A 10477-nucleotide genomic window follows, 5' to 3' on the forward strand; every position below is an offset into this window, starting at 1 on the left:
TCTTTCCGTTCTTTATGGTAACCTTAACGACATTTGAACCTCTTTGAAGCTTATAACGACTCCATGTGGCTGTTCCGTACCACTCCCCGTCACTCAGAGAATCATTATTTTGCTCAGGTTCTTTTTCACTCTCCTTAGGCTTGTTTTTATCCTGATTTTCAGGTGTCTTAGGCTTTTCACTTGGCTTGCTCTCTTCCTGACTTTGTGGTGCCTTAGGCTTTTCACTTGGTCTACTTTCTTCCTGCTTCCCAGGTGTCTTTGGACTTTCGCTCTCGCTTGGCTTACTTGATTGTCCGGTTCTTCCTGATCTCCCGCCTGAACTGCTGCTGCCATGTCCTGATGATTTTCCTCTCCTTGGCGTTGATTTCTTAGTATTCTTTGCTGTATCGGTTACAGTATTTGTACTGCCTGATGAAGTATTTGATGAAAATCCCTTTCCCGCTACATACTGTACCTTGCCTGAGTCATCAGTCCATTGTCCGTTCTCATTAATCTTAAACCCGTCAGGTGTTGTCTTTCCGGCAACCATTCCACCTGATTCTTTTCCGGGTGTAGGATCAAAATAGTAACAATATCCGTCTATCCACTGCCATCCGGTAAGCATACCGCCTCCGGTTGTCTGATCAGGATTGAAAAAATACCATTTGCCCTCAGGACTTTTATACCATCCTGTGTGCATATGTCCTGACACTCCGTCTTTGGCGGAATCAAAATAATATTCTACACCGTTTATATTTTGCCATCCGGTTTTCATTTCTCCACTTTCAGGATCAAGATAATACCATCCTGAAGAAGTCTCAACCCAGCCCTTATGAACTTCATTTTTCTCATTATAAAACTTCCAAGTATCGCCTGACAATTCCCACTTGCCCTTTGTAACGGCTCCCTGACTTGAAAATGTATTGGTAAATCCTAATGTAGAAACAAACATGAACGTAAATATTCTACTAAACGTTCTTTTCACAAAATAAGTACCCCCTCCAGTATAATTGTGGTCAAATTTAATATTGTATTGAATGAAAAATAAAATCAGTAAACTGTGATTTTACTACCTCCTTTCTAAAATAATCAATTTGATACTCGGTTTCAAATTATTTTCTGCAAATTTATACATCTATGATAATTAATACAACAGTAAGTATTACCTAACTTAAAGATGTAAAAAAAGAGCTTTTAACACTCTTGAGGCAGATTTATATATTAATTTTATCTATATTTTCAGATAACTATATAACTAAGTATATTGATGTTAGATTTTTTTCATCCATTACGCGTGCAATTATAGCATAGTTTATATACATAGTAAAGAACTTATATACACTTGTATGAATATATTCAATATTTCTACATTAATATACATATTATATTATCTTACAATTAGTTTGTTCATTTTTTTAACAAACTTAAGGAAATTCCATTCATAAATTTTATTGCATAATTATAACAGAAACTTAATATCTATAAAATATAAAATCAATGTTGTATTTTATAAGATATAGAATTATACTAACTTGTATATTTTAGAACAGAGGTAAACAATGGCTTTTGACGGTATAGTTATATCAAATTTATCATATGAGCTTCATTCAAATCTGGTTGGAGGCAGAATATCAAAGATTTCCATGCCTGAGGAAAATGAGCTTATTTTTACAATAAAGAACAATGCAAAGACCTATAGACTTTTTATATCTGCAAGTGCTTCACTTCCTTTAATATACCTTACAGATATAAATAAGCCGGCACCTAAGGTTGCCCCGGCATTTTTGATGTTACTTAGAAAATATATAGGTAGTGCAAAGATAACAAATATATTCCAAATGGGTTTGGAGAGAATACTTTGCTTTGAGCTTGAACACTTAAATGAGCTTGGAGATCTCAGCCGCAAAAAAATGTATGTTGAGATAATGGGCAAGCATTCAAATATCATATTTACAGATGAAAATAATAAGATAATTGATTCCATCAAGCGAATATCTGCAAATATGAGTTCACTTAGAGAAGTACTGCCGGGAAGAGAATATTTTCTGCCTGAAGAACTTAAGAAAAAAGATCTGTTAAATACAGGACTTGAAGAATTTATAGAGATTTTAAAATCAAAGGAATACCCTCTTTCAAAGTCTATATACATGAACTTTGCAGGTATAAGTCCGCTTATAGCTGAGGAAATAATCTTAAGAGCATCGCTTTTATCACAGGCTCCTTCCACATCTCTTGGTGAACTTGAGTACACTCACCTGTTTCATACAATACAAAATCTCCTTGAAGATATAAACACTCACAACTTTACTCCGAATATAATATATAAAGGTGAAGAGGCGATTGAGTTCTCTTCAATAAATCTTTATTCATATGAAGGTAAAGAGTACAAAAAAGAATCTTTTGACTCAGTAAGCAAGATGCTTTATGATTTTTATTCATCAAGAGAAGCATTTGTACTTAACAGACAAAAAAGTTCGGATCTGCGACGTATTGTAAATACGGCACTTGAAAGAGCAAGCAAAAAGTATGACCTTCAGGAAAAGCAGCTTCAGGATGCCGATAAAAAGGATATCTACAGAGTATACGGCGACCTTTTAAATACCTATGGCTACAGCCTTAAAGGGGGAGAGAGTTCCTTTACTACAGAAAATTTCTATGATGATAATAAGAAAATCACAATACCGCTTGATAAAAATAAATCCGCAAAGGAAAATGCAAAGAAATACTATGATAAGTATGCCAAACTCAGCAGAACCACAAAGGCTCTAAGCGAAGAGATTTTAAAGACAAAAAATGATATGGAACATCTGCAATCCATTCAGACCGCCTTGGAGGTTTCAAGTGATGATGAGAGTCTTTCTCAGATTCGTCAGGAGCTTGTGGATTTCGGATATATAAAGAAGCACTCTTCTGCCAAAAAACAAAAGATTGCCTCACATCCTTATCACTACATTTCAAGTGACGGCTATGATATATATGTAGGTAAGAACAACTACCAAAATGAAGAGCTTACTTTTAAGGTTGCTACCGGAAATGACTGGTGGTTTCACGCCAAGGGAATGCCGGGCTCACATGTGATTTTAAAATCAAACAATGAAGAGGAACTTCCTGACAGAGCTTATGAAGAAGCTGCCGCTCTTGCAGCCTTTTATTCCAAGGCAAAGGATGCTGATAAGGTGGAAGTTGACTACATCCAAAAGAAAAATATAAAAAAAGTTGCAGGTGCCGCTCCCGGATTTGTAATCTACCACTCCAACTGGTCAATGGTAGCCACACCGAAGGCGAATCTGCAACAAAAATAAATTATATGGGCTTTATTCACTGCTACAGCCACTCTTTGTGGTAGCGAATATAAGCCTTTTTTACTGCCGTAACAAGTATCATATATGCCAATACACATGGTATAAGATATAAAAAGAATGATAAAGGCAATGAAACAAATCCTATCGCCTTACCTAACAAAGTAAACGGTATTATAGTAATAACTATGATTCCGAAGAAATTAAGCATTGTAAGCGGAGCCGATGCTCTACTTTGTATAAAAGGTAACTTCATGGTACGAATCATATGTATAACCAGTGATTGGCTCCACATGGATTCGACAAACCAGCCTGCCTGAAACATTGCAACATATGTAACTCTGATACGGTTAAGCTCATCACCGCTAAAATGACTTGCAAGATTATTATATGTAACTCCGTGACTTACAAAATGAGGGCAGAACACAAAGTACATAAATGCAAATGTCATAAAGTCAAAAATTGAACTTGTAGGCCCTATCCATACCATAAACTTACCGATACTTGAAGCGTCCCACTTCTTCGGCAACTTGATAAACTCCTCGTCCACATTGTCCCAAGGAATTGCACTGCAACATGAATCATATATAAGATTCAGTAAGATAAGATGCATACTCTCCATAGGAAGGAAAGGCAAGAGTGCGGAAGCACCCAGCACGGAAAACATATTTCCGAAGTTTGACGATGCGGTCATCTTGATATACTTTATCATATTTGCAAAGGTCTTTCGTCCCTCTATGATTCCCGACTCCAAGACCATAAGGTCTTTTTCAAGAAGTATAATATCTGCAGACTCCTTGGCCACATCCACTGCAGTATCTACAGAGATACCTATATCCGCCACTTTCATAGCCGCAGCATCATTGATACCGTCACCCATAAATCCTACAGTATGTCCGTTTTCTCTAAGTACCGATACCACTCTTGACTTCTGACTTGGAGTGAGCTTTGCAAAGACGTCCGTTACCTCGGCCACTTTCTTAAGCTCCTCATCATCCATCTTTTCGATATCACCGCCAAGCAGCATATTTTTTACTTCAAGACCTACCTGATTACATATGGTTTTTGTAACCTTTTCATTATCTCCTGTAAGAATCTTTGTTCTGACACCATGCTCTCTTAATGCCTTTATTGCACCTGCAGCCGACTCCTTCGGCGGATCCAAAAATGCAAGATACCCCATAAGTATCATCTCACATTCATCATCCACACTGCAGCTTTGTTTTTCTATATCTTTTCTTGCAATCGCAAGTACACGGAATCCCTTTACATTAAGATCATCCACCGTATCAAGGATCTTTTTTCTGAAGTCGTTTGTAATAGGTTCCACATTTCCGTTGTACTCGGCATATGAGCATACGGCAAGCATCTCTTCAACAGCACCCTTTGTAACCATCTTTATTGTGCCTGCGTGATTTTGTACCACTGTTGTAAGTCTTCTTCTACCAAAGTCAAACGGTATCTCGTCAATCTTTTTATAGTTTTCAGACAAGTCAAGAAGCTGTGAGTCGTTTGCCTCCTCTTCCTCAGTCCTTTGAATGATGGCAAGGTCCATAAGATTTTTATAACCTGTCTGAAAATAGCTGTTAAGATAACCGTATCTAAGTACTCTTGAGTCCTCATCTCCTTTTATATTAAGGTGATATTCAAGTACCACTCTGTCCTGTGTCAAGGTCCCGGTCTTATCCGTACACAAAATATCCATAGCACCGAAGTTTTGTATTGAATTCAGGTTCTTTACAATTGTCTTCTTCTTACTCATTGAAACCGCACCTTTTGCAAGACAGCTTGTTACGATCATCGGAAGCATCTCAGGAGTAAGTCCCACCGCAATTGATATTGCAAACAAAAATGCCGAAATCCAGTTTCCTTTTGTAACACCGTTAATTACAAACACCAAAGGCACCATTACAAGCATAAATCTTATAAGTACCCATGAAACGGCATTTACACCCTTTGTAAAGTTGGTCTCCACAGACTCTGTAGCTATTGCCGACGTCATAGAACCGAAAAGTGTGTTGTCTCCTACAGATACAACTATTGCAGCAGCACTTCCCGATATGACATTGCTGCCCATAAAAGCTATATTTGTATACTCCGTGATATTGTCCTTCTTTTCACAGACTATAGCAAGTTTTTCTATAGGTTCACTCTCACCGCTAAGACTTGACTGGCTGACAAAGAGATCCTTTGCCTCTATTATCCTCACATCTGCAGGAATCATGTCACCAGCTGAAAGGTATACAATATCACCTACCACCACTTCATCAAGCGGTATCTCTATATGACTTTTATTCTGTCTTGTAACCGTACAGGTGGTGGTAATCATAGCTAAAAGCTTTGCCGCAGCATCACCGCTTCTGCTCTCCTGAATAAATCTGAGTACACCCGATACAAATACCATTGTAAGTATGATAATCACCGTTACAGGATTGAAGTCTTTTTTTGTATTTCCGAACATATGAAGTATAGGAAATATAATATCGGTAACTGTGGAAACTACAGCAAGACAAATAAGCACCACAGTAAAAGGATTTATAAATGCCTCAGCCAATCTTTCCACAATAGATTTTTTCTTCTCTTTTTTTACCTTATTTGAGCCGTATTTATCTCTGCTCTCATCCACCTCGTCTTCAGTAAGTCCGCTTAAATTTATATTCAAATATTCTTTTATGTCCTCAACCTTGTGAGTGGCCATATATTCAATATTTGTGTTCATATTATATTCCAATCTTTTCTACTGCCTTATCCCTAAGCATCAGTGCATCCACCGCCTGTTTCGGATCTTTGTTCTCAAAGAGTACGGCATTTACCTCATCCACTATCGGCATACATATATTATATTTATTTGCAAGAGCCTTGGCCGCCTTGGCTGAATAAACGCCCTCAACCACCATGGCAACTTCCTTCATGGCCTCATCCATACTCATTCCCTGTCCCATAAGCATACCGGCTTTTCTGTTTCTGCTGTGCTTACTGGCACAGGTCACTATCAAATCTCCGATACCTGAAAGCCCGTAGAATGTCTCTATATTTGCACCCATTGCAGTGCCCAGCCTGCTTATTTCCACTATTCCTCTGGTAATAAGTGCCGCTTTGGCATTGTCTCCATATCCAAGTCCGTCAGAGATACCTGCCGCCAAAGCTATAACATTTTTCAGTGAGCCTCCCAGCTCAATGCCAAGCATATCTGTAGAAGTATACACTCTGAATACCGGACTCATAAATGTTGACTGTATAATTTTTGCAGTCTCCATGTCCTTTGCACCTGCCACACATGTGGTAGGAAGAAGCCTTACAACCTCCTCGGCATGGCTGGGTCCTGAAAGTACCGCAATATCGGCATTCTTTATCTCATCCGAAATCTGGTCGCTAAGTATCTCCAAGGTACTTTCCTCTATTCCCTTGGCAACATTTACAATAATCTGATTTTCCTTATAAAAAGGTGCCATTTTCTTTGCTGTAGCTCTTGTGAAAATAGAAGGAACTGAAAGTACACAGATATCCGCATTCTCCATGGCTTTCTCCAAATCATCTTCAAATGCTATGCCTTCATCAAAGATAATCCCCGGTAAATTCTTATGTGTACGTTTTTCTCTAAGTTCTTTTATCTCACTTTCAATTGCAGACCATACCTTGACACTATGTCCGTTGTCAAAGAGAAGTCTGGCAAGTGCCATACCCCAAGTACCTGAACCGATAACAGCTATTTTCATTTTTCCACCTTTTTCCCTATTTTATTCTCATTTCCGCTAAGCAGTCTCTTTATATTTGTTCTGTGCATAAATATGGAAAGAACTCCTATAGCGGCTGTCAAAAGTCTAAACTCCATAGAAGATTGTCCGTCTCCAAATCCATAACTGAACCTGACAAGGAAATGAGACATACCTATCAGAATAATCATTACAAATATAGAACCCAATGAAACATATCTTGTAATTGCAACTGTAATTATAAATACAATCAAACATACTACGGCTATTCTGATATCAAGTGCCAAAATTATGCCTGCTGTAGATGCCACACCCTTTCCGCCTTTAAATCCCAGATAGAAAGGAAAGTTGTGCCCAAGTACCACACCAAGCCCGATATATAACATATAGATATAGCTTAAGCTTACATTATCTCTAAAGATAAATCTTACAACCAAACATGGTATCAGTGACTTACAAAAATCGCCCAAAAATACAACCAATCCTGCCTTTGCTCCCAGCACTCTGAGTGTATTGGTCGCTCCGGCATTTCCCGAACCGTAGTTTCTGATATCCATTCTATGTATTTTGCCGAATATATATCCGGTTTCAATATTTCCTATAAAATATCCAATTATTAACAGCAGAATCCTAAGCATTACTTGTTGTCCTCTTTTCTCTCTCTGATAATAAATCTTATAGATGTACCCCTAAATCCGAATGCTTCTCTTATCCTATTTTCCAAATATCTTTGATATGAGAAATGCATAAGCTGCTTTATATTGACAAATATAACAAATGTAGGCGGCTTTACCGCTACCTGTGTAGCATAGAAAATCTTTAATCTCTTACCCTTGTCTGAAGGAGGCTGCTGCATTACCGTAGCTTCGGAGATAATCTCGTTTAACACACCTGTCTGTATTCTGAGAGTCTGATTCTCTCTTACAATATCGATAAGCTCAAAGAGCTTTTGAAGTCTTTGACCGCTTAATGCCGATATAAAGATAAACTCCGCATAAGGCATAAAAGAAAGTATTCTCTTTATTTCATTGGTATATTCATAAATAGTCTTGTCATTTTTTTCAATCAAATCCCACTTATTTACCGCAACTATTATGCCCTTACCTCTGTCATGTGCAATACCTGCAATCTTGGCATCCTGTTCGGTAACACCTTCACTTGCATCAATAACAAGTATTACCACATCAGCTCTGTCTACAGCAGTTACAGTTCTTATTATAGAATATCTTTCAATATCTTCTTTTACCTTTGATTTTCTTCTAAGACCTGCGGTATCTATAAAAACATATTCCTGCTTATTGTTTACCACTACGGTATCTATAGCATCTCTTGTAGTACCTGCAATATCGGATACGATTACCCTGTTTTGACCTGTAAGTCTGTTGATAATGGATGATTTACCTACATTCGGCTTTCCGACTATTGCAATTCTAGGTCTGTCATCATCCTCCTCATCTTCAGTGTCCTTATTCTTAAAGTGTGAAGCTACAGCCTCAAGCAGATCTCCTATTCCAAGCCTTGATGATGCAGATACAGGTATAGGGTCTCCTATACCTAAGTTGTAAAATTCGTATACATCATTTCCGAACTTAGCCATGGAGTCAACCTTATTTACCGCAAGTACAACAGGTTTTCTTGACTTTCTGAGCATATCACAGACTTTGGAATCCGAATCCACAAGACCTTGGCGCACATCTGTAATAAATACAATTACATCCGCCGTCTCAATAGCTATCTCGGCCTGCTCTCTCATCTGTGAAAGTATAACATCGCTACTGTCAGGCTCGATTCCGCCTGTATCAATCAGTGTAAAATTCATATTAAGCCATGTGCAATCCGCATAAATCCTGTCTCTGGTTACTCCCGGTGTATCCTTAACTATTGAAATCGGTTCACCTGCTATGGCGTTAAACAATGTAGACTTTCCTACATTCGGTCTACCTATGATGGCAACTACGGGTTTACTCATTTTTAACTCCTTTTTCATATGCCTTATAGGCATTTTCTTCTATATAATTATCAGATACTATGGCATTTACAAGGTCATAGCCTGACTGACCTACTATTACAGTCTTTGTGTCCAGCTCTCTTTCAATATCACTTCTGGTCAAATCGTCAAGCAATACTTCTTCACCGCTTCTGAACATATTTACAGATAACAAAAGTCTGTCTCCAAGGTCTTTACCTTTCAGCTGATTTATAATATCAACTCCGGTTAAAAGCCCGGCCACTGTAATTCTCTCACCGAAAAAATCATTCCTTATCACATAGAGATTGATCTTTTTACTTGGAAATTTTTCTTCTATTTCCTTTAAAAGTTCTTCCATAGAGTGCGCCGGCAATATGGCTGTGGCAACACTTATAACTTCTTCTTTTTTTATATCGGCCTTCGAAACTTCTAATGTCTCTACAGCATCTTTTACCTCTTCACTTAGAAGCCTTAACATACCGACACCGTTTTCAAGCTGTATATAACCGTCATAGGTATCTTCAGACGGCATCTGCCTTCCCGCTATCAGATAAAATTCATCACTGGCCTGTGCAAAATGCATACCGCACTTTTTCATCGCCTTTTGTTGAATTTCTTCTATTATATTGATAGTCTCTTTTGCCTTCTCCTTATCTACCAAAGTCAGTCTAGGCAAATCGTCTCTGAACTTTGTGATACCTACAGGCACTACTGATACGCTCTCCATCGTCGGAGCGTATTTTAACAAATCGTTAAGTGTACGCCTAAGTTCCTCACCGTCATTATACCCCGGACACATAACCACCTGCCCGTTCATAGGCACATTTTTCTCATAAAGCTTATCTATATACTTTAGAGACTCATCTGCAAAACGGTTGTGAAGCATCTCTTTTCTAAGTTTGGGATTTGTAGTATGTACGGATATATTGATAGGTGCCAGATTAAATCTTATTATTCTGTCGATATCCGCATCCTTCATATTTGTGAGTGTTACATAATTGCCCTGCAAAAATGATAATCTTGAGTCGTCATCCTTAAAATAGAGAGTCTCTCTCATTCCTTTCGGCATCTGATCTATAAAGCAGAATATACAGTTGTTAGTACATGACTTATAATCACTCATAAGTCCCTCATCAAACTCAAGTCCTATATCCTCATAGTCACTCTCTATATCAAGTTCCCACTCTTCACCGTTTGCCTTTTCAATCACCATAGTGAATTCTTCGGCATTTATATAATATCTATAATCTAATACATCTTTTATCTCATTGCCGTCAATAGACATCAGCTTGTCTCCCGGCTCTATCTCCAGTTCTTCAGCTATCGACCCCTTGGCAACGCTCTTTATTACATGAAAATTCATCTTACTCCATTCATTTGTAAATAGCAAATGACCATAATCATTACACTTGCCTTCTTATAATAACAATCTCACATTTGTTTGTAAAGTATAAGAAGGGGATGTCGGGAAATAAGCATTTCTACTCCCCGCAGAACTAAATAAAAATATCCTGACA

General features: G+C 38.0%; 7 protein-coding genes. 1 reads left to right on the forward strand and 6 read right to left on the reverse strand.

Annotated features, from left to right (window positions below):
* On the reverse strand, nt 1–964 hold a 964-nt coding region (locus tag ACO6FI_RS12535), incomplete at its 3' end, for an N-acetylmuramoyl-L-alanine amidase family protein (protein WP_485457628.1).
* Between the two features lie 574 nt (nt 965–1538).
* Between ACO6FI_RS12535 and ACO6FI_RS12540 the strand changes: the two genes are divergently transcribed.
* The gene (locus tag ACO6FI_RS12540; protein ID WP_485457629.1) at nt 1539–3281 is read left to right on the forward strand and encodes an Rqc2 family fibronectin-binding protein; all 1743 of its coding nucleotides are present in this window, start codon (nt 1539–1541) and stop codon (nt 3279–3281) included.
* Nucleotides 3282–3303: 22 nt separating this feature from the next.
* Here the strand turns inward: ACO6FI_RS12540 and mgtA are convergent, their stop codons facing one another.
* The 5 genes from mgtA to ACO6FI_RS12565 are packed head-to-tail and all read right to left on the reverse strand — an operon-like array spanning nt 3304 to nt 10323.
* Nucleotides 3304–5997, reverse strand: a complete 2694-nt coding sequence (gene mgtA / locus ACO6FI_RS12545; RefSeq protein ID WP_485457630.1) for a magnesium-translocating P-type ATPase — start codon at nt 5995–5997, stop codon at nt 3304–3306.
* Nucleotide 5998: 1 nt separating this feature from the next.
* A complete protein-coding gene (locus tag ACO6FI_RS12550; protein ID WP_485457631.1) occupies nt 5999–6994 on the reverse strand; it encodes an NAD(P)H-dependent glycerol-3-phosphate dehydrogenase in 996 nt (331 codons plus the stop codon).
* Nucleotides 6991–7629 carry a glycerol-3-phosphate 1-O-acyltransferase PlsY gene (gene plsY / locus ACO6FI_RS12555; protein WP_485457632.1) on the reverse strand — a complete coding sequence of 213 codons (639 nt, stop codon included), beginning with the start codon at nt 7627–7629 and terminating at the stop codon, nt 6991–6993. Before plsY ends, ACO6FI_RS12550 begins: the two co-directional genes overlap by 4 nt.
* Complete coding sequence (gene der / locus ACO6FI_RS12560; RefSeq protein ID WP_485457633.1) at nt 7629–8960, reverse strand: ribosome biogenesis GTPase Der; 1332 nt, start codon at nt 8958–8960, stop codon at nt 7629–7631. Before der ends, plsY begins: the two co-directional genes overlap by 1 nt.
* The gene (locus ACO6FI_RS12565; RefSeq protein WP_485457634.1) at nt 8953–10323 is read right to left on the reverse strand and encodes a DUF512 domain-containing protein; all 1371 of its coding nucleotides are present in this window, start codon (nt 10321–10323) and stop codon (nt 8953–8955) included. Before ACO6FI_RS12565 ends, der begins: the two co-directional genes overlap by 8 nt.
* Nucleotides 10324–10477: the final 154 nt, after the last annotated feature.

Source organism: Lachnoanaerobaculum sp., assembly GCF_057250505.1.

Bases quoted from the DNA above. Each gene is read 5' to 3' on its own strand.
- ACO6FI_RS12540 (WP_485457629.1), top strand. From the start codon at position 1,539: ATGGCTTTTGACGGTATAGTTATATCAAATTTATCATATGAGCTTCAT.
- mgtA (WP_485457630.1), bottom strand. From the start codon at position 5,997: ATGAACACAAATATTGAATATATGGCCACTCACAAGGTTGAGGACATA.
- ACO6FI_RS12550 (WP_485457631.1), bottom strand. From the start codon at position 6,994: ATGAAAATAGCTGTTATCGGTTCAGGTACTTGGGGTATGGCACTTGCC.
- plsY (WP_485457632.1), bottom strand. From the start codon at position 7,629: ATGCTTAGGATTCTGCTGTTAATAATTGGATATTTTATAGGAAATATT.
- der (WP_485457633.1), bottom strand. From the start codon at position 8,960: ATGAGTAAACCCGTAGTTGCCATCATAGGTAGACCGAATGTAGGAAAG.
- ACO6FI_RS12565 (WP_485457634.1), bottom strand. From the start codon at position 10,323: ATGAATTTTCATGTAATAAAGAGCGTTGCCAAGGGGTCGATAGCTGAA.